The sequence below is a fragment of the Euryarchaeota archaeon genome (assembly GCA_016207515.1).
GTDB lineage: Archaea > Thermoplasmatota > SW-10-69-26 > JACQPN01 > JACQPN01 > JACQPN01.
Genome location: JACQPN010000008.1, coordinates 34,364 through 59,273, shown reverse-complemented (window position 1 = coordinate 59,273; position 24,910 = coordinate 34,364). Strand labels below are relative to the sequence as shown.

Genomic DNA, 24,910 nt, shown 5'->3' with positions numbered 1-24,910 from the left:
CGCCGTCTTGTCGATCACGGGCAAAGGCCACGCGTCTCATTTATCGAGGCCGTCACGACGTTCCCGTCGGACTCGTGGCGCGCCCTGACCTCGAAATCCACGGGAGGGCAGGCCACGTAGCCGTGGTCTCGGTAGAATGTGCCGACCGTGAGCCGATAGTGGCCCTTCGAGTCCGTCGAGATCGAGAAATTGCGCGTCTGGTTACGAGGATGGATTGGCGGATCGCAATGCTGCAACTGGCAATCCTCCTCGAACCTCATGGTGACGTTGCCGGTTATCGGCGCCCCGACCAACGCGGCGCCGTAACGCCTCACGTCCCCGTCGAGCGTCACATTGGCGGTGAAGTGTGAACTCGGGCCGTTGGCGTGGTACGTGTCTGCGACGGCGAAGACAGCCATCGTCAAAGTGGGAGGTGGCGGTGAAACCACTGTGATGTTCCGTACTCCGCTCTTCGTCTCAAGCGCCGTCCCGCGTAGGTACGCCGCCTGCAAACTGTGAGTACCGAGTGTTGCGAACTTCACGCTTGTCGAGTACCACCCGCCGGTCGAGGTCGTCCCGTAGGCCTTCGCTACACCGTCCACAAGGAGCGAGATGTTTTGCAAGGCGACGGGGTTGCCGGCGGCCGTGAGTTGCCCGAATGCGGGGATGGCGTACCCCTTCTCGGCCGTCGTCCCTGACTCCATCGTCAGGTCGAGGTCAATGCCCTGCGCGCCGTCGGCTGGCGGCGGGAGCATCGTAAGGAGCATGACTGCCGCTATCAGCCTCGCGTCGCGCATCTGACCGGCGAGCGAACGCCAGTCGGCGACTTAACGGAATCCTTGTCCCCCGCGGTTACTGCAACTGCGCCGCGGCGCAGCGGAGGAGCGTGCCGTACGCGCGTGGCTCGCTTACTTTCATATAAGGTGCCGCAATACAGTCTAACAGGTAAACATGAGCCGCACCAAACACACGATCGCGGAGAAGATACTCGCGTCCAAGAGCGGACGCGCAAGGGTCGTGCCCGGTGAGATCATCGAGGCGAAAGTCGACGTGGCCATGGCGCACGAGGCGTTGGCACAGGTCGTTGACCCATTCAAGCGGATGGGAGCGGGAAAGGTCTGGGCCCCGGAGCGCGTCGTCGTCCCGATCGACCATTGGGTCCCCGCCTCGACCGAGAGCGCGGCACGTCTCCACAAGGCCTGCCGCGAATTCGTGAACCAATATGGTATCCCGAACTTCTACGACGTGGGGCGGCAGGGCATCTGCCACCAGATCCTGGTGGAGGAAGGCTTCGTCCTCCCGGGCGACCTCGTCGTGGGCACCGACAGTCACACGAACATGGCGGGGGCGCTCGGCAGTTTCGCGTGCGGCATCGGGCCCACGGAGATGGCGGCAGTGTTCTCCACGGGCGACATCTGGCTACGCGTCCCCGAAACGATGCGGATGAACGTGACCGGTCGCCTGCATTTTCCGGTGTCGAGCAAGGACCTCGTCCTGAAGATCATCGGGACGATCGGCGACGACGGAGCGCGTTACCGTGCGGTGGAATTCACGGGCAAGGGCATCGCCGCCATGGAGATGTGGGAGCGCTTCACACTCACGAACATGACGACCGAGATGGGGGCAAAGGCCGGCATCGTGCCTCCCGACGCGGAGACCGCGCGTTATCTCGCCGGCCTCGACGTGAAGAACGGCCGGCGCGGCGAGATCGAGCGCAACATGACGCTGAAAAGCGACGAGGGGGCGACCTTCAGGAGCGATCTCCAGTTTGACCTCGACTCTTTGGAACCGCAAGTCGCCCTCCCCTCAAGCCCCGAGAACGTGAAGGCCGTGAAGGACGTCGAGACCGGCCAGGTCGACCAGGTCTTCATAGGGTCTTGCACGAACGCAAGGTTGGAGGATCTCCGCATCGTCGCGAATATCCTGCGTGGAAGCAAAGTGAAGCGCGGGACGCGCCTCGTCGTCTTCCCGGCCTCGACATCGATCTACAACCAGTGCCTTCGCGAAGGCATCATCGACATCATAGTCGATGCCGGCGGGATATTCAATGCGGCATCCTGCGGCGCTTGCTTTGGCGGGATGGGCGGGGTCCTCGCCGGCGGCGAGACATGCATCTCCACTTCTAACCGCAACTACGTGGGGCGCATGGGCCACGCGCAATCGAAGTCCTACCTCGTCTCGCCGGCGACGGCCGCGGCGAGTGCCATCGATGGAAAGCTCATCGACCCCCGCGAATACGTCACGGAAGGCGACGCGAAACGCATCCTCGCAGCGCCCATGGCGCGAAGGTGACACGTGGTCGTCGATCCAGTCTGCAATATGGACCTCGGCGAGCCGGAGCGGGCGAAGGCGTTGGGAGCGATTGTGGTAAACCATGGCGGACACGAACATTTCTTTTGTAGTCCATCCTGCCAAGCCGCGTTCGAGAGGGATCGGAAGCATATCCATTGAGATCGTCGAGAAGGTCCGCGGGGCGTGCGTGCCGGTTTCGCATCCATCACAGGAACATGCTTGATGCGTGGCGCCCGGCTTCGGACCCCTGTCATTCCAAACGATTGCTCGAACGGTACGCCTTGATTCCCAAGACCATGCCGCACGCCAGGAGTAGAATCTCGGCGAGAAGTGCCACGAAAAGCAGGTTCTGCGTGGTCCGGAACGTGCCGAGACGTAGGACGGCCAATGCGAGTGATATCGTTGCAAGTCCGAAGAGAGGAAGGGAGGTCCGTCGTCGCTTGTGGTCGTGTGCTGCTGCGGCCACGATCAATATTCCGATAAGGAGGCTGACCTTGTTCATGCTGTTTCCAATGCCCACAACGATCTCGAGTGCGCCCGCCGCAACCAAGAGAGCGGACACGTCGGGCGGCCAGTGTGGGGCCATGGGATTCCTGCCGCTCTCGGAAGGCATCCGCTCACCAATGGGCGCCGGACCTTCCGTCACGCGCGCGCCTGGATTCGCTTGATCTCCTGTGACGCCAAATCAAGCACCCGCTTCACGTCCTCGCTGCGCACCGGTTTCTGGATGTAATCGAACGCGCCTTCGCTGATGGCCTTGAGTACACTCGGGTCGTCGCGCGAAAGGCCCGTGCACATCACGACGATGGTCTTCGGGTTCGTCTTGACGATCGCCCTCAGGGTATCGAGTCCGTCCTGATCCCCTTTCATCACCATGTCGAGGAAGACCACGTCGGGTTTTTGCGCGGCGAAGAGATCCAAGGCCTCTTCTCGGCTTCCGGCCTCGATTATCCATGACGGGCGCGGGTCCGCCTGCTTCACGTACGAGACGGTCCGCAGGCGGATGGCGGGGCTGTCGTCCACGACAAGATATCGGGTCAACATCGGCCAATGGCGCGCGGCTCATTTAACGGTTACCGCGGCCTCGGAGCGTCCTCACCGAGACGGCGTATTTGGAAAAAACAGTCAACACGTCGAGGACCTCGGCGGAGGTCGCCGGCCACCAGCGGACGACCGTCCTTACCTGTCTACTCGATGGTGAAGCCTTCCCTGATCGCGAACGGCTCCCCGGCGTATCCTCGGAACCGGGCGGGATCGAAATCGCCGATGTCGACGGGCGGGGTCCGTCCGGTCGCGATGTCTGCGATCGCTTCGCCTAGGGCGGGGCCTCGCATGAACCCGAATCCGTTGGCGCCCGCCGCCACGAACAGGCCCGAAACTCCGGGGACCCCACCGACGAGCGGGTGCCTGTCGGGTGTCGCGGTGCAGGCGCCCATCCAGGCGCGCTCGAATTTCCAGCCGCTTTTCGGGAACCGGGCCGTGATCGCTTGGGCGACTTTTTCCTTGAACTCATCCGTCGGCGGCTTCGGGAAATCGTCCGGGGGCACTTCGACAAGCCCGGTCCCGTCTCCGACGAGGAGGCGGCCCGACCCTTCGCCGCGCCAGTAGACGCCGTTCAAGGTGTCATGGAACGCGGGGCACCGTTCCATTCCGGTGGTGACGAGGATCGACGCCTGCGTGGGATACGGGGCGAGGGGCATCGATACGCCCGCTTTCCCAAGGATGCGTTTCGTCCATATCCCGCCGGCCACAATGACGCGGTCGGCCGCTAGCTCCGTCCCATCGCTTAGGTGCACACCTCGCATGGATCCGTTCGCGACCGACAGGCCGACCTCCGCGTCGTTACGCAATTCAACGCCCGCTCTCCTGGCGAGGGTGGCCATCGCGTTCGTCGCGTCGGTCGTCACGGCCCAGCCGTCATCGGGGCAGTGGGAAACGAGTTCGATCCCTCGCGTGTCCATCGTCTTGAGCCCCGGCACGTTCGCCAGTTGTTCGGGGAGAATGATCTCGACGCGCGCTCCTGCCGCGCGTTGCATCGCCGTGAGTTCTTCCAGGCGTTTCGCGTCCTTGCCGGCGACGGCGGTCATCGAGCCCACGCGGTTATAGGTGAAACTCGCGGGGGTCGAGGCTGGTCGGCCCATCGCCTCGAGTTGGATGGACCGGAGCCTTCGTTCGACGGCGTCGGCGTCCACTTCCTCGGTGTCCTTGCTCCCTTCCGGCGCTTTCCGGACCTCATCGTGGAGCCATTCGTATAATCGCCTCGAACGGGCGACGAGCTTCACGTCCAAGGGATTCCAAGCGAGGCTCCCCACGATGCCGGCACCCAGGCCGGAACTTCCCGACGCAGGGTGTCTTCTTTCGACAAGCAACGGGCGCTCGACACCGAGTTTGGCCAGGTGGTAGGCGGCTGAAACGCCGATTATCCCGGCCCCGACCACGATCACGCTTCGTCGCTCCACGTTCGTTGAACGGCCACATTGGTTAAAATGCCCCACCATGCGCCTCACACGCCCGGCCGCATCCCGACGTTCGGGTCGACGCGAAAGACACGCGCGCCGCGACGCCCCCGGTAGCAACCCTCGTGCCACAACTGTTTTATATCGCACAAAGGGGCTCCCTCATAAGATAAGCATGGGAAGGGCAGGGCATGGTCGACGTTCCGTAATGCTTTTCGCCGTAGGCCTGTCGCTGCTTCTGTCCGGTTGTGTATCGCAACCCATCGGTCCGCTGGATCCCGCCGCCGCTCTCGCCCCCGTTCCACTGCTCCAAAGCATCGAGCAGTTCAAGATCCTTCCCGGGGAAGCCATGTGGCTCGAAAGCTTCGACGGCACCCGCCTGTTCATGCGCGTTTTCCGACCCGACGCGCCGGCCGATTGGCAGGCGCCGGTCATCCTCGTCTCAAGCCCCTACTTCACCCCGGACAGCCGGTCGGATCCCGACGACCCCGTGAGCCTTCCCGGGTACGAGCGCTACCAATGGCTGGTCCAGGAGTTCGTGCCACGCGGTTACGCCGTGGTCTTCCAAGACGTCCGCGGGACCGGCGAATCCGGCGGCTGCCTGGAACAGACAGGACCCAAGCAGATGAAGGACCAATACCTCGTCATAGAGCATCTCGCGACCCGGAGTTGGACGAACGGGAAGCTCGGCATGTTCGGGAAAAGCTACGATGGCGAGACCCAGCAATCGGCCGCGATCATGGCGCCGCCGCACCTCACGACGATAATCCCGTTGTCAAGCGTCGCGGGCCAGTACGATTGGAACTTCTACGCCGGAGTCCCTTATTCCATCAACGGGCTCGCCGGCATGGCCTCCTACGCGCAGATCGGCCTTACACCGGGCTCCACCGTCGAGGGGAAGATGAATTTCCCGTCCCGGGCGGATTGTCATGGGGAGAACTTCGAACAGGGTGCCGACCCCCGCGGCGACTTCAACAGGTTCTGGCAGGACCGTGAACTCCGCTCAGGCGTCAAGAACGTGAAAGCCTCCGTCTTCTACGTGCATGGCCTCGCGGATTGGAACGTGAAGCCCATCCACATCGCGGGCTGGTTCAACGAGATCGACTCCCCGAAGACCGCGTGGCTCGGTCAGTGGGCCCACGACTACCCGGAACTCAATACGAACAACAAGGAATGGAACCGGACCGATTGGCGCCCCGCCGTCGAGGCGTGGTACGATCATTGGCTGATGGGGCTCGAGAACGGCGTATCGGATCGTTTGGGCGTCGTCGAGATCCAGGACAACCTCGGGGCTTGGCGCAACGCCTCGAGCTTCCCGGACCTGGACGCGACGCCGTTCGAACTTCATTTTGCGCCCGGTGGCCGCCTTTCCTCCTCGCCGACGGCCGCGAAAAGCACGGCTTCATACTCCGAGAAGACGGCCGAATGGCCGGCAGCGGTCGCCGGGGAGGCGTACGCGTCGACGTCGTTCGTGGAATTCGAGTCGGCCCCGTTGAAGGAGGATCTCCGCTACTCGGGGCAACCGACGGCGAAGGCGTACTTGTCGTTTGACAAGCCAGACGCACACATAGTGGTGCATCTACTCGACGACGGCAAGGTCGTCAACCGTGGTTACCTCTCGGCGCAGCACCGCGACTCGGTCAAGGAGGGGAGACCGGTTCCGATGGACACGCTGCTCGATTACACGGTCAGTCTCTACCCGCAGGAGTATGTGTTCGCGAAAGGGCACAAGATCGGCGTCCGGATGATGGGCGTCGATGATTGGGTACAGCCCACCGGCGCCGGCGAATCGGCGACGCTTGCCTTCGGCGGGGACGTCCTATCGGGCCTCATCTTGCCTCTGGTCACCAATGAAGACCTCGAAGAACTAGGGAGGGAGTTGGAATGACGAAGAACCAAGGATTCGCGGTCGCGGCGGTCTTCCTGATGAGTGCACTCGGTGGTTGCGTCACGACGCCGGCGGCGGTTGACGCCCAGTCACTTCCCGCGCCTGGCGCCGGCCTCCTCCCTGTGGACCCGGCGGGACTCGTTCCCAAGTTGTTCGGTGGCTACATACACTCGTTCGTCGATTTCAAGAGCGGGATGGGCGACACGATCCACGCGGACCTTTACGTCCCGGACCACGAAAAGTTGGACAAGAAGGGAGTCGCCTCCTTCCTGGCCGCCTCGGCGGCGCTACCTATCGGCTGGACCGTGCGGGCCCAGGACGGCGCTTTGGAGGTCAAGCACCCGGTCGTAGTGTTTGCAAGTCCCTATCACGATTCAAAGAACGCCAGCGACCCCGAGCGCAAGCGCGCCTCCGCCTTCGACCTCTGGATAATGGCCCAACTGGTCCCCCGCGGTTACGCGTTCGCAACCATGGAGTTGCCTGGGACCGTCGGGTCCGGCGGCTGCTGGGACTTTATGGGACCCCACGAGCAGCAGGCGATGTACGACACCGTCGAGTACTTCGGAACGCAACCATGGTCGAACGGCAAGGTCGGAATGATCGGCGTCTCCTACGACGGGATGACACAGATCATGGCAATGGCAAAGAAGCCGCCGCACCTCGCGGCCGTCGTCCCCATAGCGGCCCTCACTAGCGCCTATATGGGGGTATACACGAACGGCGTCCCGTACACGGGATTCTGGCCGACGGTGATCGCATCCTATAACGTGCTCATTGGTCTCGCTCCGAGCCCCGTGGAGACGGGCACGAATCCAGGTTTGCAGGACGAGATCCTCGCCGGATGGGCCGAGCATGTGGCAGGAAACGTGGCCTGCCTTCCCGAAAACCTCAAGGAGGGGGCGTTGAACCTCGGCGACTACAACGCGTATTACAAGGCGCGCGATTTCCGGCCGCTGGCGAAAACGATCACGGTCCCGACGTTCCAGATCCAGGGCTTCCTCGACGCCAATGTCCGCGCCGACAACGCGTTCCCGTGGGTCGGCGACCTCGCAGGACCGAAGACGGTCTGGTTGGGCCAATGGTTCCACTCAAGCGCCAACATGTCGAACTCGGGCCGCGACGACATGTACCTTCGAGTCCACCAGTTCTGGGACCGCTACCTCTACGACGTTGAGAATGGATACGAGTCGGACAATCTGGGTTTCTTCGTGCAGGATTCGGACGGCCGCTGGAGACGCGAAGCGATTTGGCCGCCCGCGGACGCAGCGGACCTCGAATTTCACCTGTCGAAGGGGGTCCTGGGCGCCTCGTCCTGGGGTGAAGCCGAGACCATCATCGACGACGGCGCAAGGAACTACGCCTCAGCCAACCTCGCCCAACCAAACGTGCTCGTGTACAGGGGCGACCCACTGCAACAGGCCGCCCATCTTGCCGGATTGCCGCGCCTGTCGGTCGTGGCGCAGACTTCCAGGGTGGCAGCCAACCTGGTTGCGGGTCTCGTCGATTGCGGCCCTGACGCCACAGACGTGACTAAGGAGAAGTGTGTCCTCGTCTCGCGCGGCGCCGTGAACTTCCGGCACCGTGACGGGATCGAGAACCCGAAGGTCGTGTCGCCGGACAGTGCCTACAGGCTAGACTTCCACTTCATACCGCGCGACTACGTGTTCGCGGCGGGCCACGAGATCGTGCTGATCGTTTCCGGTTCAGACACATCTTGGTTCTTCTCGGCCACGGGGGGTGTGCCTCAGGGCCCTCCCGTCGCGACGGCGACGGACCCGGCGTTGGATTCCGTGTCCAGGCTGACCGTGCAACATGACGAGGCGAACCCGGCGGTACTCACTCTTCCCATGGTTGTTCGTGGCGACGCAGACGTGCTCTTCGTCGCTTGCGGGCTCCCGATGAAGGACAAGCCCTGCTACGTGAAGGACAAGAAAGACATCAAGGAGTACTGATCATGCAGTTCGGAGCGAAGATCCTAAGTCTTGCGTTATGTGGCCTCATGATATTGTCCGCTACCCCGGCGGCCGAGGCCCAGGTCCTCCAACGTGACAACCCCGGTTTCTACCACACGTGGGAGACTCTGACCAAAGACTTGCAGGACCTTTCGAAGGCCCACCCCGGCCTTACGCGCCTTTATTCGATCGGGAAGGGAAGCCTCGGGCTTGACCTTTGGATGATCGAGATAACGAACTTCAACGCGGCGAGTCCCCCGCTCGAAGACCGGACCCGCATCTACCTCGACGGCGGCACCCACGGGAACGAACAGCTCGGCACCGAAGCCGCGTTCGAAGTCGTCCTGATGCTCCTCAACGAGTTCGAGAAGAACGAGACCGTGACGTGGATGGTGACCAACCAGCACTACTTCATCGTCCCGATGGTGAACACCGACGGCAACGTCCTGAACAGCAGGACGAACGCAAAGCAGGTGAACATCAACCGCAACTTCCCCGTCGGTTGGGAGCGGGAAGGCGCCACCGACACGCCGGGATCAAACTACAGGGGACCCTACCCGGGTTCCGAATCCGAGACGCAGGCCGTGATGGCGGCGATCGACCGCGTGAAACCCGACTATTCGAACTCCTTCCACACTGGCACCGTCATGTTCCTCTACCCGTGGGGCGGTTTCACGGTGGAGAACCCCGACAACGAGACTTTCGCCAAGATGTGCGCCGGCATCAACCAGCCGGACGTGCCTTGCGGGCCGATATATTTCACGATATACCCGGCCGGCGGCACGACCTGCGACTACGCATACTGGTCCGTGGGGGCTAACTCATGGACTTTCGAGACCTCGAACGAACAGGGCGCGTACTTCACGGCGACCGGCGACGTGCGCGGGGCGATCAAGGAGACGTGGGACGCGATGATGTGGACGCTTCCAAAGGCCCACCTACTTGGTGGCCACCTGACCATCGTCGAGAAGACCATCGAAGGCGGCGTGGACGCGCCCGTCCTTAAGTTAGTCATGAGAAACGACGGGTTGGGTAAGGCCGGCAACGCCTCCATAACGGTGGAGGGGTCGGCGGCAAGCTATTCAAAGAGCATCCTCCTCGGCGACTTCGCCTCGGGCGAGACGCGTGAGGTCCGAATCCCCGTCCCAAGAGCCGACGCGGGCACCACCGACATCGCCCTCAAGGCCAGTTACGAGAAGCGCGCCTTCAGGGCGCCGATTGGGTCCTTGCACGCTGGGCTTCAGGTCGTGAGCGACGGGACCTCCCTGTCGCTTTTCTCAGTCGACCAGGCTTCCGTGGCGGGCCTGCCGCTTTCAAGCCTCTCGGCGACCCCATCCAGGGTGCCAGGCTTTGAAGCCGTGTCCCTCCTTGGGGCGATCGGGATTCTCGCAGTACTCCGGCGAAGGCCTAACTAAGGCGGCCTCCACGGGGCGGCGCCAGCCGTGCGGCCACCCCTGGCGGCCGGCCCTGAACCTTCCCCGGGGCCTCCGCGTGTGGTCGCTGGACCTCCGCGTTATCTTAATTACGGTTCAACCGATGCCAGCATGATGGAAACGAGGCTCAAGGGCAAGGCGTGGGTCTTCGGCGACTCGATCGACACGGACATGATAACGCCGGGGAAGTACCTGACAATCATCGACGAGAAGGGACTCGCCGAGCACCTTCTGGAAGGCGCCGACCCGGAGTTTCCGAAGAAAGTCGGCCGGGGCGACATCATCGTCGGCGGCGAGAACTTCGGTTGCGGTTCATCGCGCGAGCACGCGGTCATCGCCATGAAAGGGGCAGGGATACAAGTCGTTCTCGCCGAGTCGTTCGCACGGATCTTCTACCGCAACGCGATAAACGTGGGACTTCCCGCGATGGAATGCGTCGGCATTGGGAAGGAGACGAAGGTCGGCGACGTTTTGGAAATAGACCTCGCGACGGGCGATATCAAGAACACGAGGAGCGGGAAATCCTTCAAGGCAGTTCCGCTGTCAGACAAAGCCCTGGAGATATTGGAAGCGGGTGGCCTTGTTAACGTCGTACGCGAACGCCTTTCGAAGGCCGCCAACCACCGGCCCGTGACGGCGACGCCGTATGCGAAGCATGCGGATAGCAAGGAAGATTGAGCCTGCCGGTCAGCCTAAGAGGTTCGATTGAACCGGGCCAAACTTCATGGCGACGAGGCGCGCAGGAGGGCGTGTGGACGACGCAGGAGGGCCCACGGAAATAGAGGGTCACAAATTTGAAATAGCGGGCCACACCAATATTGAGTCAATGAACGCGACCGTCATAAAGAAGGTCCGATTGACGCCGGCGGAAGCCGCCGCCCTTCGACGGGCTGCCGCAAAGATGAAGATCACGGAGTCCGACGTCATTCGCGAAGGCTTGAGGAGGATCGGCATCCTCCTCGCCAGACAGGAAAACATGCAAGGACTCATCGACCTTGCCTCGGTCGGCAATCCGGACAAGGAGTCTTGGAAGGCCCGGCTTTGAGGATCCTGCTGGACACGAGTGTCTTCTTCAAACCCGCCGCGATGGCGGAGCTCCGGTCCCGTCACGAAGATGTGGTGCTCCCCGCGGTCGCGTTCGCCGAACGCGCGCGGCAACTGCGCCGGGACGGGAGGGCCCTCGACGTGTTCCTGGAAGGCCTGCAGGCAAATCACATAATGGTCGAGCCGTTCGGCCACGACGAGGCGTTACGACGCGCCCAATTCGTCACGGACGATTCCATGTGGAAGCGGCATTCCCGCGACGCCCTCATAGCCGGCCACGTGAAGGATGACGACCAGTTGTGGACAGCCAATCCGCGCGACTTCATCGAGGTCGGGGTGCCTTCGAGGCAGATAATGGACATTTCCGGCCTGGACGACCCGAAAGAATCCGCGTAGTCTCCAACCCCGCGGTTGGTGCCTCCAACGTGGCCCTGCTCCGCATGGGACGCGGCGCGTCGCGTATGGACGCGGAGGATTTCATGGAACGGCCCTCCCCGCGAACCTGATTCTGGCCACCGAGAAAGTCGCCATTGTCACGTTCCTCGTCTCCCCGGACCGGTCGACGTTTTCGGGCTCGCACGCCCCGGCCGCTTGGTCGGTCACACGACGCGCAAGAACTCATCCGGGTCCAGGTTCGCCTGCTCCAGTATCCGCCGCAGGAGTCCTCGCCCGATTTCTTCGTGCGGGTGCATTGGGACCGTCGTGGTACGGCCATCCGCATGTTGAAAGAAGACGTGGCTCCCCCGTTGGCGGGTCGGCTTAAATCCGAAGCGCACGAGCGCCCGGGCGACCTTCCGGTAGGGAAGTGGTCGAAGCCGACTCACGCCGTGACCTCTACGCGGTCGACGCCGACGAACTCGACGCCTTCCGGAGGCTCCCCCTTTGCCTCCAGGTAGAGAAGGATGGCCTCTTTGATGCGCTTCTTGAGGTCCCGCCTGGACTTCGCCTGCGTGTGGCATCCGGGTAACTCGGGGACACTTCCCACGAGCCACCCGGCTTCATCCTTCTCTATGACCAGCGTGAAGGTGCGCTTCACGGTCGACATTACGCTTTGGACTCTATATCTACGTAGCGCCATGGGCGGGACCGGCGATAGATGCGCCCCTTCAGCTACTTCAAGACATTCCCGAAACGATGGACCTACTGACACGTGCGAATGCCGCGTAACAGGCCGGGACGCGCCTTCTCGGCCGACCGAAGGAGGGGTCAAGACGGATAGGCCGGTCGCCGACGTTACCTGATGTTCGCACTTGTCAGTAACCCAGGCCGGGCTCCATTGAAATCGGCCTCCACACGCCTCACATCCTCGCCGTCAAATTGCCAAAACCCGAAGAAAGCGCACCCTCGTTTTCGAAAAACCTTATCATCCCCTACGCCCCGCCCAAAGCGATGAGGGAGGCGACGATAGGCAAGGCCACAATCGCGATAGCCGTCGCCCTGATGCTTTCGCCCGTGGGGGCGGCGATTCCGCTGGTTTCCGAGCCGGCGTGGCCGTGGACGACAGAGACGGTCGACACCGCTAGCGTCAACGGGTGGACGAGCATTGGGTTGGATTCGATCGGTCGCCCACACGTGGTCTACCAAACGAGTACGGGTATAATGTATGCGGTAAGGGGGGCGTCCTCTTGGAGTGTCGAGAACGTGGTGGTTTCGAGCTTTCCAAGCATCGCCATCAACTCCACGGATGTCCCGCACATGAGCTTCTTCAAGGGCGGCACTTTCCGAGACCTCATGTACGCCCACAGGGACCCTGGCGGTTGGATATTTGAAGCGGTGGACACGGGCGGCGATGTCGGAGGATTGAACGTCCTCCGACTCGACGCGCAAGACCAACCTCACATTCTATACGAAGACAACACCAACGGGAATCTGAAGTACGCCACCAAGGACGCGACCGGTTGGCACCTCGAAAACGTCACCGGGTCGCCCCCGAGCCCATGGAAGTCTTTTGACATCGACTCAATCGGGAAACCCCACGTCATCTGGGTCTCCGGCGAGAACCTCCACCACGCAACCAAGAACACGACGGGTGATTGGACTACCGAAGACATCGACACGGCAGCCCCATGGGAAGTAGGCCTACGCGTCGACAGCCAAAGCCATCTCCATGCAAGCTACAGTGGCACGGGGGAAGTCCTCAAATACGCCCACTACAACGGCACCACATGGACGACCGAAATCGTTGATGCGGACTCGCCCACCGGCGGCTACACCAGCATCGACGTCGACAGCCAAGACCGCCCCCACATCGCCTATTGGCAAGTCTTCAACCGCGGTAACATCGACGACCCCACACGAGGACACCTCAAGTACGCGGCGAAACTCGCAGACGGGACATGGCACACGGGCTTCGTTGATCCCGTGGGCGAAACCGGTAGATACACGAGCATCGCGTTGGATGCAAACGACAAGCCAAGGATTGCGTACCACTTTGCCAATTATCAGCCAAACATCGGGGAAGCCACCATAACCTTCGACCTGAAGTACGCTGAACCCGCGGGCGCTTCCCTCCTCTCCTCCGTCTAGTCCCCACCCTTATTACCCCTGGCCGCGCTCTTCGGGTAGATGCCTTCTGCTTCGCTTTCGACGATGTCGGACTCGGACCGCGTCTTCATCGAATCGGTCGCCCGCCGGCTGGCTGAAAACGAGGTCGTCCTCCTCGATGCGCTCCACGAACTCCAGCGCCATTATGGTCATCTTCCCCGCTCCGTCCTCGAAGAGTTCTCGTTCCAATCCAAGCTTGCGCGCGAAGTTATCTGGAGCGCGGTCACGTTCTACTCCAACTTCCGCACCGACCCGGCGCACGCCGTGAGCGTCGGCGTGTGCACGAGCGTGTCGTGCTGGCTTCGGGGTGCGAAGGACGTCGTGGCATCGTTTGAAGGCGAGGCCCGGGCCGGGCGCTGCCAGATGCGCGAGGTGTCGTGCCTCGGGACGTGCGAAGCCGCTCCCGCGATAATCGTGAACGGCCATTCGATGCCAGCGCCCACGACGGAAACGTCAAGGAAAAAGCTCCTCACCAAACCGCCCGACCACCCGACCTCGCCGCTCGGTTACGAGACGCTCGGGCAATACGAGAAGCGGGGCGGATACGCCGTACTCAAGACGTTGCGTTCAGCGAGCGGAGCGCCGGCGACCATCGCGGCCCTGAAGGCTTCGGGACTACGCGGCATGGGCGGTGCCGGTTTTGGCGCTGGCTCCAAGTGGGACTTCGTCTTGAAAGCCTCGGGCGATCACAAGTTCGTCGTCTGCAACGCCGACGAGGGCGAGCCCGGGACGTTCAAGGATCGCCTCATAATGGAGCATCGGCCGCATGAACTACTCGAGGGCATCCTCATCGCGTGCGAGACCGTTGGTGCTCGCGAGGTGCTCATCTATCTGCGCGAGGAGTACGTTCTCGCCCGCCTCGCTCTGGAGGCCGCGATCGCCGAGGCCAAGCACGGTGGACTCGTGCGGGATGGCCACCTCAAACCTTGGGAGAGGATGGACGCCGATGGCGACCCCGCTCCGGCGCTTGCGGGCGTGGGCATCCGGATCGTCATCGGCGCCGGTGCATACGTATGCGGCGAAGAGACCGCGCTTCTCGAATCCATCGAGGGAAAACGCGGGGAACCCCGTCTCAAGCCGCCGTTCCCTGCGACTCACGGACTTTGGCAGAGGCCGACGCTCATCAACAACGTGGAAACGCTAGCCGCTGTTCCCGGGATCCTTCGCGACGGGCCCGAGAAGTTCAAAAGCAAGGGGGTTCGAGGCAACGCTGGAACGAGGTTGTTCAGCATCAGCGGCCACGTCGAGAGTGCAGACGTGTACGACCTCCCGATCGGGACCACGCTCGCGGAGGCCATCCAGAAAGCCGGTGGCGTCGTCGATGGGAAACGGCTCAAGGCGTTCATGCCCGGTGGTGTGTCGAGCGGATTCCTCCCGGCGACGATGAGCGAGACGCCGCTCGATTTCGACTCGCTCGCCAAGGTCGGCTCGATGGGAGGCTCGGGGGCCATCATCGTCGTCGCCGAGGGCACTTGCATGGTCGACCTTGCAACGTCCTGCCTCCGCTTCTTCGCGAATGAATCTTGCGGGAAATGCACGCCGTGCCGCGTCGGAACGGAGAAGATGAAGAACATGGCGGAGGAGAACCGCGTCGGGAAGGCCGCTCTCGACATAGGCCTCGTCACGGAATTGGGAGAGACGATGGCGCTTGCATCGATTTGCGGCCTCGGGCAGACCGCGTACCTCCCGCTTACCTCCGCGATGAAGCATTTCCCCGGCGAGTTCACGGCCCATGCGGTGGGGAATTGCCTTGAGAAACGGTGCCGGTTCTAGGGGTATTGCGGCTCCGGCGGGTGTCGTTCTTACATCGGTGATGCCTGCGAGGCGAAGCGTCTGCATGACCTATGCTTCCAGGCGAAGCGACTGAGCAACCAACGGGCCAACTTTCTTAACCGGGCGACGCATCACCGCCCCCATGCACGAAGGACACGGGCATGAAGGCCACGCGCACGCCTCGCAGACTCAAAGCATCACGACGACGCCAGCGATGCCGGAGCAGGCGAAATTCCAACACGCCGCCGGAACCCAGTTCCGCCTCCAGGCGTTCCTCCTCATCCGCGACAGTCAACGGAGGATCCTCACCGTCCAGACGACGGATTGGCCCGGCAAGTGGGCCATCCCCGGCGAGTCGCTCCTCATGAACGAGGACCCCGCCGATGCGGCGGCGCGCGTCGCGCGCCTCTGGTTCGAAACACCCCTCAAGCCGCGCTTCCACGGGTTCTTCAACTACCCGGCGACGGGCGCGTTCGACGACCGCTGGTACCTCCTTTTCATCTTCGAGGCCGAGGCGCCCGCGAACCTCAAGGGAACGCCGGACACTGTCGAGATGAAATGGGTGAAACCGGGCGAGAGTCCGGGGACTTTCGCCATGAGCCACAAGGACGTTTGGGACAGGATCAAGGAATAAGGGAACCTGCCAATAGTCAAGGGGGGAACCCGTCCGCAGCCATGCGGCATCAAGCCGCTTTGAAGGAACGTCTCGCGACGCGGGGCGACTCATCGTTAACGATGATGGAGTGGAACCGCGCACGCGGCGATTTCCTTATTGGTCTCAGCTCGCTTTGCTGGCACCCCATACCTTCTCGGCCGCGTAGCGCGTCAACCGCACGGCCGCCGTGGGTTCCGTCTTCCGATCGAACATGAGCGCCACAAGAAGCGGCCCCTTCACGACCGTCCATGTGAGAAGGCCGTCCTCGTACTCCATGGTGAGCACACTCGGCGGGCCGCCGCTTCTCAATTGTTTCAACGTGTGCTGCGCTTGGAATTGCGTTCCCACGAGGGCGGTCCCGAGCCTCATCCCGTCGACGGAATTCGGAAGATCCGCCGCGATCGGACGACCTTCCGAGTCGAAGATGGCGGCGCCTTTCACGTCGCCCACGACGAGCGCCTTCACGAGTCTCAAGAGCTTTGATCCCGCGGCGGGTTGAGTGGACAGGGGGGAGCGGCCGGTCGCCGTAGGCTCCTTCGGGGGCGTGCGGATCGTCCCCACCATCGTCGCGTAGTCTTCCTTGCGGCCCAACACGTCCTCAACGCGCTTTGCCAATTCCTTCCCGTAGTTCTTCCCCTTGACCACGTAGTCCGCAGCCCCCCGGCTCATCGCCTGCATCGCGATGTCCTCCGACCCGTACGCCGTGAAGAACAGGACGGGAAGGCCGGGCCGTTGTGTGCGTAGTGAATCGAGGAGTTCGAGGCCGTCGCCATCCGGCAGCATGTAATCGACGATCGCCAGGTCGAATGATTTCCGGGCGGCCTGGAGCATCGCCTCCTTCACGGAGAGAGCGTGTGTCACGTCGTAGACGCCCTTGGCGGCCAGCGCTTTTTGCACGATCGCCGCGTGCAGTTTGCTATCCTCGACCAAGAGGACCTTAGACGGCAATCCGGATTCCCCCCTCGTCGGCCTTGAAGATATCAACGTTGCAAGACCTGCTCGCCGGTCCTTGCCGTTCGCGCACACGGCACGAATCGGGTCCGGGCCTTAACCATTCTTGGTCATCGACGCCCCCACGCAAACCAGCGCACAACAAGGCTTTTAATACTCCAAGGCGTCGGTCAGGCGGGGAGAGCCTCACCGTTGACGCGATCCAGGGCCCACGTGTTGGTGACGATCCTATTAGCCTCGGCCTTCGCCGGCTGCATCACGACAGGCGGCGAGGGCGCGGTTCCCATAGACCTAACAAGCGCGCCTGGGATCGAGAAACTGCTTCCCTTCCTGGACCTTGCGGAAGACCACAACCATTCCGACCCATTGCAGCACCAGGCCTCATGGAACGTCGAGATGCTCGCTTGGGAGCCGTTCACCAAGGACCACACGAAGCTCGGCCGTTACAATCACTTCGCGGTCCACGGCGACTTCGCGTTCGTGAGCGTCTACGGCGCGCCCCCGGACCTCAAGCCGGGGATGCTCGTCGCCGACATCAGGGACCCGACGCATCCGAAGCACATCGGCTCCTACGCGACGGACTGGACGACACCGATAGACGTCGCTTTGACCGAAGACGGCAAGTACGCAGCCCTCGCGGGGCACCGCTATTCCGGGGCCACGGTCCCGTCCCGGCCCGATGGTGTCGACGCCTGCACCACGGTCCCGATCCCCGGCCGCCCGCTCCAGGCGTGTAACCCTTACGTGCCCGCGGGCGTCGAGCTCATCGACGTGAGCGACCCGACCAAGCCGGCGCTTCTAGCCCGCTACGATTCCGCCCCGAGCGGCGCCCACACGGTGAAGGTCGCCACCATCGGCGGAGAACTGTACGTCTTCATCGGAAGCTACGGGACAAGTTACGTGAACCGTCAGGCGTCTGGGGTCGAGATCGCAAAGTTCGACGCGGTCGCAAAGCAGATTGTCCCCGTCACGCGCTTCCTCGCTAGCGAGCCAAGCTACGACGGCGTCTTTGTGCATGACATGTTCGTCGCAAAGCACCCGAAGACGGGCGAATGGCTCCTATACGTCGCGTATTGGGACGGTGGCGTGGTCATCGCCAACGTAGACGTCCCGGCGTCGCCGCGCCAGATCGCCGCGTGGAAGGATTTCGATGCGACGACCTACGGGAACATCCACTTCGTCCGCCCGATGAAGACGCTGGTGGACGGCAAGCACTACACGGTCGCCGCACCCGAATACGGAAGCGCCAAGCATTCCGGCGAATCGTACGTTCTAGATACCACCGACCCGACCAAGCCGAAGCTCTTGGCACGATGGCATCTTCCCGGCGACCCGCCGAGTCCATCGGGGTACATGCATTCGCCGCACAATTTCGATCTCACGAGCGATGGGCTAATGGTCATCGCGCATTACCACGGCGGCGTGTGGGTCCTCGACCTTCGTCCGGTGTTCGCGGGAAGCCCGAACCCGAAGGAGATCGGGTACGTGTTCACTGTTCCTTCCCCGACCGAGGCGATCGGCATCGCCCAGGCAAGCGGCGGCGCCGGCGCGTTCACGCCGAATGTCTGGAACGCTTTGTGGCTTGGAAACGGCAAATTGGCCGCATCGGACATAACCACGGGTCTTTACTTCATGGAATTGAAGACGCCGGAGCCGGGTGCGCCGCCCTACGCGGACCTGGTATAGGACCGTCCCTCGGTAGCCGATGGCTATCGTCTGCGTTGGAGTCACTCCGCCAGAAGGCACTCGTTATTAAGGATTCGGGGTATCTCGATCCGGATGGAACGCGACCCCGTCTGCGGCATGCTTGTGGAACCCGCGGCTTCCAAAGGGACACACGTCCACGAAGGTAAGACGTACTATTTTTGCAGCCACCATTGTCGCGTCGCATTCAGGGCCGGCCCGGCGAAGTATCTGAGCCAGGCGCGGCCGCGGATGCCTTCCCCAGCGCAAGGCGCACGGACCGAAGCGGACTCCCGCGAAGCCCCGCATCAAGTGGAGCGGGGCCCGTATTTTTGCCCGATGGACCCGGAAGTCAACGCGCACGGCACGGGCGCGTGTCCCAAATGCGGGATGGGTCTGGAACGCTCAGCCGGTGCCCCGATCCAGGCGCGTTACACCTGCCCGATGGATCCGGAGGTGGAAAGCGACCGGCCCGGTTCTTGCCCCAAGTGCGGGATGGCGCTTGAAACGCGAGAGGGTGTCTACGACGGATCGGACGATCCCGAGTTGGCGTCGATGTCGCGGCGGCTCGTGGTGTGCGCCGTCCTGTCCGCGCCGCTTCTCCTCGTGGCGATGACGGATCTTCTTCCAGCGAACGCCTTGCTGGAGGCGGTTTCGCCGTCCACGATGGCTCTCCTGATGCTCGCCCTCGCAACACCCGTATGCACGTGGGGCGCATGGCCGTTCTACGAACGCGCCGTGACGAGCATCGTGACGCGCAGTCTCAACATGTTCACGCTCATCGGGCTCGGCGTTTTCATATCGTTCGCGTTCAGCGTCGTCGCGACGTTCGCGCCGGACATCTTCCCCGCCGGCTTCCATGGCGACGGCGGCCAAGTGGACGTCTATTACGAGGCGGCCGCCGTCATCACGACGCTCGTCCTCCTCGGCCAGGTGATGGAGCTACGCGCGCGCAGTCGTACCGGGGCCGCGATCCGGGCGCTACTTGGCCTTTCGCCGAAGACCGCGCGCCGCATCCGGCCCGACGGCACGGAGGAGGACGTGCCTCTAGAAGACGTCCTGAAGGGCGACATGCTCCGAGTACGGCCCGGGGAGAAGATCCCGGCCGATGCGATCGTCACGCAAGGGCACACGAGCGTAGACGAGTCTATGGTCACCGGAGAGGCGATCCCCGTCGAGAAGAACGCGGGAGACAAGGTCATCGGAGCGACGCTCAACGGGACGGGAAGCGTCGTCATCCGCGCCGAGCGCGTCGGACGGGATTCCTTGTTGTCGCAGATCGTGGAGATGGTCGCCGAAGCGCAAAGGAGCCGCGCGCCGATCCAGCGCCTCGCGGACAAGGTGAGCGTCTACTTCGTTTCCGGGGTCGTCTGCGTCGCGATCCTCACGTTCATCATGTGGGCCGCCTGGGGGCCCGAGCCCGCACTGGCGTATGCGATCATCAACGCCGTCGCCGTCCTCATCATCGCCTGCCCATGCGCGTTGGGCCTAGCAACACCGATGAGCATCATGGTCGCCGCCGGCAAGGGTGCCCAAGCGGGTGTCCTCTTCAAGGATGCTGAAGCGATCGAGTCGATGCGAAAGGTCGACACGCTGGTCGTCGACAAGACCGGCACACTCACCGAGGGTCGGCCCAGGCTCGTAAGCGTGCTCACGTTCGCCTCCTTCGAAGAGAAGGCGGTGCTTCGCTGGGCGGCAAGCGTCGAACGGGGGAGCGAACACCCACTAGCGGCGGCCATCGTCAACGGTGCGCAGGAACGCGGTGCCGGGGCAACGGGGACCGAAGGCTTCGTTTCCGTGACCGGAAAGGGAGTCCGTGGGAAGGTCGGGACGAGCGAGGTGGCGTTAGGAAATCGCAAACTCATGGATGACCTCGCTGTCGACTTGTCGGACGCGGATCGGGATGCGGAGGCCCTTCGCCGCGACGGCCAAACGGTGATGTTCCTGGCGGCCGACGGCAGGATAGCGGGGCTTTTGGGCGTCACCGATCCGATCAAGGAGACCACGCCGGAAGCGATCCGGGCGCTCCATGCGGAGAAAATCCGGATCGTGATGCTCACCGGCGACAACGAGACCACGGCGAAGGCCGTGGCGTCAAGGCTCGGCATAGACGAGGTCGTCGCGGGCGTCCTTCCAGAGGACAAGGCCAACATCGTGAAGCGTCTCCAGAGCCAAGGCAGGTTCGTAGCCATGGCCGGCGACGGTGTCAACGACGCGCCGGCACTCGCGCAGGCCCACGTGGGCGTTGCGATGGGGACGGGCACGGACGTGGCCATGAAGTCCGCGGGTGTCACGCTCGTGAAGGGCGACCTACGTGGGATCGTCCGGAGCAGGAAGCTCAGCCGGGCGACGATGCGAAACATCGAAGAGAACCTCTTCTTCGCACTCGCCTACAACGCGCTCGGTGTGCCCATCGCCGCCGGCATCCTCTACCCGTCGTTTGGCATCCTTCTCTCGCCCATCATCGCCGCGGCGGCGATGAGTTTCAGTTCCGTGAGCGTCATCTCCAACGCGTTACGCCTGCGGACCGTGCGGTTCTAGGCGAGGGCCAGGACACGTACGGGCGCGTCCTTGTGCGCAGATGGGAATGGGGGTCCTCGTGGTGGTCCGCGGCGCTTTGTCCCGCGACCCCAGTCGCGTTGCCGAAACGACACGTTTAAGGCGCCCGGACGGTTCGCGCGAGCCGGTCGTTCCCATGACCGAACCGCGAAAACTTTTGGCAGAGATGCTTGGCACGTTCTTGCTCGTCTTCATCGGGACCACCGCTATCGTCGGGACCGGTGGGCTCGGGGGAGGCTTTCCGTTCCTCGGACAGGTCGGTATCGCCCTTGCCTTCGGATTGGCCCTTCTTGCAGGCGTCTACGCCTTCGGCGGCATATCGGGCGCCCACTTCAACCCGGCCGTGACGGTCGCCATGTGGTGGTCGAAGAAGATCGGTTCGAAAGATGCGGGCTCGTACATCGCCGCGCAACTCGTCGGAGCTTTGCTTGCCAGCGGTGCTTTGTTCCTTATCATGCGCGGAGCCGTGGGCTACACCCCCGTCGGGAACGAACTGGGCGCGAGCGGTTACGGCACGCTCCAAGTGACCTCGGCACTCCTTAGCGAAGTGGTGCTCACGTTCCTCTTCCTCACCGTGATCTTCAACGTCACGTGCAGGGAGGCGCCGCCGGGATTCGCAGGACTCGCGATCGGCATCGCACTTGTCGGGATCCACCTCGCAGGTATCCCACTGTCGGGAGCATCCGTGAATCCAGCGCGTAGCCTGGGGCCGTCGATCGTGTCCGCGGTCTTGGGTTCCACGACATCGATTGCCGTCGTCTGGGTCTACATCGTCGGCCCCGTCGTCGGTGGCCTGGTCGCGGCCGTCACGTACCGGTGGATGCATCCGGACTGCAAGTAGAGCGGCGCGACGGGCGGCCTCATCAGCGGATGGGCGCACAGCCTTTCCCGATTCGTATCAGCCGAGCTTGAAGAACATGGGCTTGTGGACGTCGCCCGAGCTCTTCGTGTCGAGCATCACGAACTTGCCCGTACCCTCGTCGTCCGTGCCCGCAGCATAGAAGACGACCTTCCCGGTGACCACGAACTGTTCACCGCGCTTCACTTTGAGCGCCTCATCGTAGGCCACTAGGCCGAAGGCCACGGTCGTGTTTGAATCGCTGGAGTCGCCGAACCCGAAGAACTTCCCGCCGGCGAAGAACGATTCGTAATCGGGCTCTCCCTTGACTTCACCGCGCGTTGCGTCCTCGTTGTAAGAGTAGCTCGTGGTGGCCGACGACCCGCCTCTCTTCTGGGAGCCGCTCGTGAACTGGTGGGCCTGGATCTCGGCCGGGGCGTGGTTGCGATGTCCGGTCATGCCGTAGTCGTAAAAGCGCGAGTAGTCCCATCCGCCCGCGAACTTCGCGTAGTCGGTGGCGGTGAAGATGACGTATCCACGCAACGTGACGACCCTGTCGAAGTCGTCGCCGTTGACGTCGCTCAAGGGTTTCGACCCTACTGCGCCATCGTAATACGCGACACCGCCTGCGCTCGCGATAAGGACGACGCTTGCGGCCACTACGGCACTGGTTCCGACCGGCATGTTCTCATATCATCCGAGGACGGGTCCTTTTAAGGGTTTTGTGGATGAGTCGTTGAAAGGTGAGCCGCCACGACCCCTTCGCCCTCTTGGAACCGGCGCCCATTCGCGTCGGCGGTAACCATAAGTAATTGGCTTTGGCTGTGGGCCACGAAGCCGCCACTGAAGAGGGTCCTCGCTCGGTCATCCAAGGAATAGGATAATTTTGACGTCTTGCAGTAACTGCGAAAAGCGCGCCGTGATCCATGTCCCGTACAGCGGGGCCCACCTATGCGGGCGGCACTTCCAGGATTTCTTCGACAGGCGAGTAAAACGCGAGGTCCGGACACAAATAGGGTTCGATGCCCCGAAGCGCATCGCTGTAGCCGTGTCGGGAGGCAAGGACAGTGTCGTGCTCCTCCATACGCTTCATCAGATCCTCGGCGATGACCGCCGCGTCGAGTTGCTGGCCATCACCGTCGACGAAGGCATCGAGGGGTACCGTCCTGCCGGCGTCGAGGCCGCGAAAAAGGCGGCGGCGCGAGTCGGGGTCGAACACCGCCTCGTCCGTTTCGAGGACCGCTTCAACGTGACACTCGACGAACTCGTCGCCGAGAATCCCCAGGAAGCACCTTGCGCCTCATGCGGAGTCTTGCGCCGACGCGCTTTGAACGACGCGGCGCGAGAAGCCGGAGCCGACGTCCTTGCTACGGGCCACAACCTCGACGACACGGCCCAATCCATCTTGATGAACTACGTGAAGGGTGACGTGGTGCGGATGGCGCGCCTCGCTCCGCACGGTGTCGCGGTCGACGGCCTCGTCCCCCGCGCGATGCCGTTACGTCTCATCCCCGAACGGGAGGTCGCACTCGTTGCGATGCTCAACGGGTACGAGGTGGACATCCACGATTGCCCCAACGCCGCACAGGCCACGCGCGGCGTCTTTCGGGACATCCTGCTCGACCTCGAAGAACGGCATCCCGGGACAAGGCATTCGCTCGTCGCCGGTCACGACCGGATAGCTCCGCTTCTTCGGGAGGCGGCGAACGGCCTCCCGGCGGCAAAAGCGTGCAAGATCTGCGGCGACGTCTCGACCGGTCCCGTGTGCCGCGCATGCCAGATGACGGACAAGGCGATGCTCGCGAAGGATGCCTGAGAAAGTGGCGAACGAGACCATCATAGTCGATGGGGGAGAGGCGACGGCGATCGCACGGGCCGCGGTCATCGTCAAGAAAGGGGGGCTTGTCGCTTTTCCGACGGAGACCGTCTACGGCCTCGGTGCCGATGCGACCAATCCTCTCGCCGTCGCCAAGGTGTTCGAGGTCAAAGCCCGCCCACGCTTCGACCCGCTCATCGTGCACGTCGCGAAGACGCAGGACGTGCGCCAGCTCGTGCAGGCCTTCGACAAGCGGGCGCAAAGCCTCGCGGCCGAATTCTGGCCGGGCCCGCTCACCCTCGTTCTCCCGAAACGCGACCTCATTCCCGATATCGTGACGGCGGGCCTCGCCGCCGTCGCAGTACGGGTGCCAGCCCACGACGTCGCCCGCTCACTCATCGAGGCCGCTGGCGTGCCCATCGCCGCCCCGAGCGCCAACCCCTTCGGTTACGTGAGTCCCACGACGGCGCGGCACGTCGCCGATCAACTCGACGGAAAGGTCCCTCTCATCCTCGACGGCGGCCCCACGATGGTCGGGATCGAATCCACCGTTCTCTCGCTCGTCGGCGAAACCCCGCTATTGCTCCGGCCCGGCGGTATCCCCATCGAGGCTCTCGAAGCCGTCATAGGGCGCGTCGATGTCGCCGAGGTCGACGCCGGCGAGTCGCTTTCTCCCGGTTCAGGAAGGACCCATTATTCGCCGCACGTGCCGTTCCGGTTGGTGACGAGTTGGCGGGACCGCCAGCCTGAGCATCCAAAGCGCGTAGGGCTCCTGGCGTTCAAGGCCGGCGCATTCGAGGGTTTTGAGGCGGTCGAGGTGCTCTCCTCCACGGGGGAACTGGATGAGGCGGCCGCGAACCTCTTCGCCGCGATGAGAAGGCTCGACGAAGCGCGCCTCGACCTCATCCTCGCCGAGGCCGTGCCGGAGCGGGGGATCGGCGTCGCGATAATGGACCGGTTGAGACGCGCCGCGGCGAAAGCGTGAACGGGCGTCCCAACGGGATTGCGACCATGGTGGCCTCCCAACGACGTGTCATGACGGCGGCA

23 protein-coding genes are annotated in these 24,910 nt (G+C 63.1%); 15 read left to right on the top strand and 8 right to left on the bottom strand.

What is annotated here, in order from left to right:
- Positions 1 to 14: 14 nt before the first annotated feature.
- On the bottom strand, positions 15 to 776 hold the full coding sequence (locus HY556_03790) for a hypothetical protein (GenBank protein MBI4392908.1): 762 nt from the start codon (positions 774 to 776) through the stop codon (positions 15 to 17).
- Between the two features lie 154 nt (positions 777 to 930).
- Between HY556_03790 and HY556_03785 the strand changes: the two genes are divergently transcribed.
- Positions 931 to 2,271 carry a 3-isopropylmalate dehydratase large subunit gene (locus HY556_03785; protein MBI4392907.1) on the top strand — a complete coding sequence of 447 codons (1,341 nt, stop codon included), beginning with the start codon at positions 931 to 933 and terminating at the stop codon, positions 2,269 to 2,271.
- A gap of 250 nt (positions 2,272 to 2,521) precedes the next feature.
- On the opposite strand, the gene HY556_03780 is transcribed toward HY556_03785, so the two are convergent.
- The 3 genes from HY556_03780 to HY556_03770 form a co-directional block, all read right to left on the bottom strand.
- Complete coding sequence (locus HY556_03780; protein ID MBI4392906.1) at positions 2,522 to 2,857, bottom strand: hypothetical protein; 336 nt, start codon at positions 2,855 to 2,857, stop codon at positions 2,522 to 2,524.
- A 56-nt stretch (positions 2,858 to 2,913) separates the two neighbouring features.
- Positions 2,914 to 3,315 carry a response regulator gene (locus HY556_03775; GenBank protein MBI4392905.1) on the bottom strand — a complete coding sequence of 134 codons (402 nt, stop codon included), beginning with the start codon at positions 3,313 to 3,315 and terminating at the stop codon, positions 2,914 to 2,916.
- A 143-nt stretch (positions 3,316 to 3,458) separates the two neighbouring features.
- Positions 3,459 to 4,730 (bottom strand): FAD-binding oxidoreductase, encoded by a 1,272-nt coding sequence (locus HY556_03770; protein ID MBI4392904.1) that lies wholly within the window; start codon positions 4,728 to 4,730, stop codon positions 3,459 to 3,461.
- A 205-nt stretch (positions 4,731 to 4,935) separates the two neighbouring features.
- Between HY556_03770 and HY556_03765 the strand changes: the two genes are divergently transcribed.
- The 6 genes from HY556_03765 (at position 4,936) to HY556_03740 (ending at position 11,440) form a co-directional block, all read left to right on the top strand.
- Positions 4,936 to 6,615, top strand: coding sequence for a CocE/NonD family hydrolase (locus HY556_03765; protein ID MBI4392903.1), 1,680 nt, complete (start codon positions 4,936 to 4,938; stop codon positions 6,613 to 6,615).
- Positions 6,612 to 8,567, top strand: coding sequence for a CocE/NonD family hydrolase (locus tag HY556_03760; protein ID MBI4392902.1), 1,956 nt, complete (start codon positions 6,612 to 6,614; stop codon positions 8,565 to 8,567). The genes HY556_03765 and HY556_03760 overlap by 4 nt, the downstream gene beginning before the upstream one ends.
- Positions 8,568 to 8,569: 2 nt before the next feature.
- Entirely contained in the window at positions 8,570 to 9,982 is a 1,413-nt protein-coding gene (locus HY556_03755; GenBank protein ID MBI4392901.1) for a hypothetical protein, read from the top strand.
- A gap of 132 nt (positions 9,983 to 10,114) precedes the next feature.
- On the top strand, positions 10,115 to 10,678 hold the full coding sequence (locus HY556_03750; GenBank protein ID MBI4392900.1) for a 3-isopropylmalate dehydratase small subunit: 564 nt from the start codon (positions 10,115 to 10,117) through the stop codon (positions 10,676 to 10,678).
- Positions 10,679 to 10,751: 73 nt separating this feature from the next.
- Positions 10,752 to 11,045, top strand: coding sequence for a hypothetical protein (locus HY556_03745; GenBank protein ID MBI4392899.1), 294 nt, complete (start codon positions 10,752 to 10,754; stop codon positions 11,043 to 11,045).
- Complete coding sequence (locus HY556_03740; GenBank protein ID MBI4392898.1) at positions 11,042 to 11,440, top strand: hypothetical protein; 399 nt, start codon at positions 11,042 to 11,044, stop codon at positions 11,438 to 11,440. The genes HY556_03745 and HY556_03740 overlap by 4 nt, the downstream gene beginning before the upstream one ends.
- Positions 11,441 to 11,643: 203 nt before the next feature.
- Here HY556_03740 and HY556_03735 read toward each other — a convergent pair whose 3' ends face one another.
- Positions 11,644 to 11,868 carry a type II toxin-antitoxin system HicA family toxin gene (locus HY556_03735; protein MBI4392897.1) on the bottom strand — a complete coding sequence of 75 codons (225 nt, stop codon included), beginning with the start codon at positions 11,866 to 11,868 and terminating at the stop codon, positions 11,644 to 11,646.
- Positions 11,865 to 12,089 (bottom strand): type II toxin-antitoxin system HicB family antitoxin, encoded by a 225-nt coding sequence (locus HY556_03730; protein MBI4392896.1) that lies wholly within the window; start codon positions 12,087 to 12,089, stop codon positions 11,865 to 11,867. Before HY556_03730 ends, HY556_03735 begins: the two co-directional genes overlap by 4 nt.
- Positions 12,090 to 12,433: 344 nt before the next feature.
- On the opposite strand from HY556_03730, the gene HY556_03725 reads away from it, so the two are divergent.
- From HY556_03725 to HY556_03715, 3 genes are all read left to right on the top strand, one after another.
- The gene (locus HY556_03725; GenBank protein ID MBI4392895.1) at positions 12,434 to 13,570 is read left to right on the top strand and encodes a hypothetical protein; all 1,137 of its coding nucleotides are present in this window, start codon (positions 12,434 to 12,436) and stop codon (positions 13,568 to 13,570) included.
- Positions 13,571 to 13,609: 39 nt separating this feature from the next.
- Positions 13,610 to 15,361: an NAD(P)H-dependent oxidoreductase subunit E gene (locus tag HY556_03720; GenBank protein ID MBI4392894.1), complete on the top strand. Its 1,752-nt coding sequence runs from the start codon at positions 13,610 to 13,612 to the stop codon at positions 15,359 to 15,361.
- A 142-nt stretch (positions 15,362 to 15,503) separates the two neighbouring features.
- Positions 15,504 to 15,995: an NUDIX hydrolase gene (locus HY556_03715; protein MBI4392893.1), complete on the top strand. Its 492-nt coding sequence runs from the start codon at positions 15,504 to 15,506 to the stop codon at positions 15,993 to 15,995.
- Between the two features lie 144 nt (positions 15,996 to 16,139).
- Here the strand turns inward: HY556_03715 and HY556_03710 are convergent, their stop codons facing one another.
- On the bottom strand, positions 16,140 to 16,964 hold the full coding sequence (locus HY556_03710) for a response regulator (protein ID MBI4392892.1): 825 nt from the start codon (positions 16,962 to 16,964) through the stop codon (positions 16,140 to 16,142).
- 195 nt (positions 16,965 to 17,159) lie between these two features.
- Between HY556_03710 and HY556_03705 the strand changes: the two genes are divergently transcribed.
- The 3 genes from HY556_03705 (at position 17,160) to HY556_03695 (ending at position 22,050) form a co-directional block, all read left to right on the top strand.
- Positions 17,160 to 18,653, top strand: a complete 1,494-nt coding sequence (locus tag HY556_03705; protein MBI4392891.1) for a hypothetical protein — start codon at positions 17,160 to 17,162, stop codon at positions 18,651 to 18,653.
- Between the two features lie 93 nt (positions 18,654 to 18,746).
- Positions 18,747 to 21,191: a heavy metal translocating P-type ATPase gene (locus HY556_03700; GenBank protein MBI4392890.1), complete on the top strand. Its 2,445-nt coding sequence runs from the start codon at positions 18,747 to 18,749 to the stop codon at positions 21,189 to 21,191.
- 154 nt (positions 21,192 to 21,345) lie between these two features.
- Positions 21,346 to 22,050, top strand: coding sequence for an MIP family channel protein (locus tag HY556_03695; protein ID MBI4392889.1), 705 nt, complete (start codon positions 21,346 to 21,348; stop codon positions 22,048 to 22,050).
- A gap of 57 nt (positions 22,051 to 22,107) precedes the next feature.
- Here HY556_03695 and HY556_03690 read toward each other — a convergent pair whose 3' ends face one another.
- Positions 22,108 to 22,731, bottom strand: coding sequence for a hypothetical protein (locus tag HY556_03690; protein MBI4392888.1), 624 nt, complete (start codon positions 22,729 to 22,731; stop codon positions 22,108 to 22,110).
- 235 nt (positions 22,732 to 22,966) lie between these two features.
- Here HY556_03690 and HY556_03685 point away from each other — a divergent pair, with 235 nt between their 5' ends.
- Together HY556_03685 and HY556_03680 are read left to right on the top strand one after the other, a co-directional pair.
- The gene (locus tag HY556_03685; protein ID MBI4392887.1) at positions 22,967 to 23,863 is read left to right on the top strand and encodes a TIGR00269 family protein; all 897 of its coding nucleotides are present in this window, start codon (positions 22,967 to 22,969) and stop codon (positions 23,861 to 23,863) included.
- A complete protein-coding gene (locus HY556_03680; protein ID MBI4392886.1) occupies positions 23,856 to 24,848 on the top strand; it encodes a threonylcarbamoyl-AMP synthase in 993 nt (330 codons plus the stop codon). The genes HY556_03685 and HY556_03680 overlap by 8 nt, the downstream gene beginning before the upstream one ends.
- Positions 24,849 to 24,910 lie beyond the last annotated feature (62 nt).

Bases quoted from the DNA above. Each gene is read 5' to 3' on its own strand.
- HY556_03720 (MBI4392894.1), top strand. From the start codon at position 13,610: ATGCCTTCTGCTTCGCTTTCGACGATGTCGGACTCGGACCGCGTCTTC.
- HY556_03780 (MBI4392906.1), bottom strand. From the start codon at position 2,857: ATGGCCCCACACTGGCCGCCCGACGTGTCCGCTCTCTTGGTTGCGGCG.
- HY556_03725 (MBI4392895.1), top strand. From the start codon at position 12,434: ATGAGGGAGGCGACGATAGGCAAGGCCACAATCGCGATAGCCGTCGCC.
- HY556_03765 (MBI4392903.1), top strand. From the start codon at position 4,936: ATGCTTTTCGCCGTAGGCCTGTCGCTGCTTCTGTCCGGTTGTGTATCG.
- HY556_03695 (MBI4392889.1), top strand. From the start codon at position 21,346: ATGACCGAACCGCGAAAACTTTTGGCAGAGATGCTTGGCACGTTCTTG.
- HY556_03785 (MBI4392907.1), top strand. From the start codon at position 931: ATGAGCCGCACCAAACACACGATCGCGGAGAAGATACTCGCGTCCAAG.
- HY556_03775 (MBI4392905.1), bottom strand. From the start codon at position 3,315: ATGTTGACCCGATATCTTGTCGTGGACGACAGCCCCGCCATCCGCCTG.
- HY556_03715 (MBI4392893.1), top strand. From the start codon at position 15,504: ATGCACGAAGGACACGGGCATGAAGGCCACGCGCACGCCTCGCAGACT.
- HY556_03690 (MBI4392888.1), bottom strand. From the start codon at position 22,731: ATGCCGGTCGGAACCAGTGCCGTAGTGGCCGCAAGCGTCGTCCTTATC.
- HY556_03680 (MBI4392886.1), top strand. From the start codon at position 23,856: ATGCCTGAGAAAGTGGCGAACGAGACCATCATAGTCGATGGGGGAGAG.
- HY556_03790 (MBI4392908.1), bottom strand. From the start codon at position 776: ATGCGCGACGCGAGGCTGATAGCGGCAGTCATGCTCCTTACGATGCTC.
- HY556_03730 (MBI4392896.1), bottom strand. From the start codon at position 12,089: ATGTCGACCGTGAAGCGCACCTTCACGCTGGTCATAGAGAAGGATGAA.
- HY556_03700 (MBI4392890.1), top strand. From the start codon at position 18,747: ATGGAACGCGACCCCGTCTGCGGCATGCTTGTGGAACCCGCGGCTTCC.
- HY556_03750 (MBI4392900.1), top strand. From the start codon at position 10,115: ATGGAAACGAGGCTCAAGGGCAAGGCGTGGGTCTTCGGCGACTCGATC.
- HY556_03755 (MBI4392901.1), top strand. From the start codon at position 8,570: ATGCAGTTCGGAGCGAAGATCCTAAGTCTTGCGTTATGTGGCCTCATG.
- HY556_03760 (MBI4392902.1), top strand. From the start codon at position 6,612: ATGACGAAGAACCAAGGATTCGCGGTCGCGGCGGTCTTCCTGATGAGT.